This is a genomic window from Microvirga aerilata (genome assembly GCF_016743775.1).
Taxonomy (GTDB): domain Bacteria; phylum Pseudomonadota; class Alphaproteobacteria; order Rhizobiales; family Beijerinckiaceae; genus Microvirga; species Microvirga aerilata.
On sequence record NZ_JAEQMY010000304.1, the window covers coordinates 1 to 1,104 of the forward strand.

1 pseudogene is annotated in these 1,104 nt (G+C 66.2%); it reads right to left on the reverse strand.

Features of this window, described 5'->3' with window-relative positions:
- Window positions 1-1,026, reverse strand: a pseudogene (locus tag JKG68_RS32490) (IS630 family transposase); the annotation flags it as partial.
- Window positions 1,027-1,104 lie beyond the last annotated feature (78 nt).

Consider the following 1,104-nt stretch of genomic DNA (forward strand, 5'->3'; position numbering starts at 1 on the left):
TGGTCCACACGAATGGCTTGGGATCGGCATTGCTCGCCTCGATGTAGCGGCGGATCGCGATCTTCAAGGCATATGCGTGCTGCGGAAGGCGCCCCGCTGGAGCTGGCGCCGGGTCAGCAGCGCAAACCAGCCCTCGACCATGTTCAGCCAGGATGCGGATGTGGGCGTGAAGTGCAGGTGATAGCGCGGACGCTGGGCCAGCCACCGGTGGATCAGCGGGGTCTTGTGGGTTGCCGCGTTGTCGAGCACCACATGCACCTCCAGCCCCTCCGGCACCGTCTGGTCGATGGTGTCCAGAAAGGCGCGGAAGTCCTGGGCCGTGTGCCGCGCCCGACACTCACCCACCACCCGGCCGGAGCAGATATCCAGGGCCGCAAACAGATCCGTGGTGCCGTGACGAACGTGATCGTGCGTGTGACGCTCAACCTGACCCGGGCGCATGGGCACGATCGGGGCAGTAGGCGATCTGGCCTGGATCTGGGGCTTCTCGTCCATGCACAGCACCAACGCCCGATCAGGCGGGTTCAGATAGAGCCCGACGATGTCGCGGACCTTGTCGACGAAGAGCGGATCGCGCGAGAGCTTGAAAGTCTCCCAGCGATGGGGCTGCAACGCGAAGGCGCGCCAGATCCGGCTGACCGCGGATTGGCTCATGCCTGATGCTTTGGCCAGGGAGCGCGTGCTCCAATGCGTGGCCGCTCCGGTCGGCTCGGCCTCCAGCGTGAGAGTGACCACGCGCTCCACGTCCGCATCGCTGATGCGGCGAGGGGCGCCGGGCCGAGGCTCATCCAGGAGCCCGTCGGGACCGTGCTGGGCAAAGCGCTGGCGCCAGGTCTGCACGGTCGGGCGGCTCACGCCCAGGGCTCGTGCCACGCCGCTGTTGGTAGCGTCCGGCTCTGCACAGGCAAGAATAATGCGCGCCCGCAGGCTGAGCGCCTGTGCCGTCTTGCGTCGGCGGGCCCAGGTCTCCAGGACAGCACGATCCGGGTCGTTCAAGGCAATCAGATAGGCCGGGCGGTTGGGCATGATCGCCTCCAGCGTGTGGGATCATACACCACCAACGCAGAGACGACCTGCCAAGAAACCTCTAACTCACACCACTAG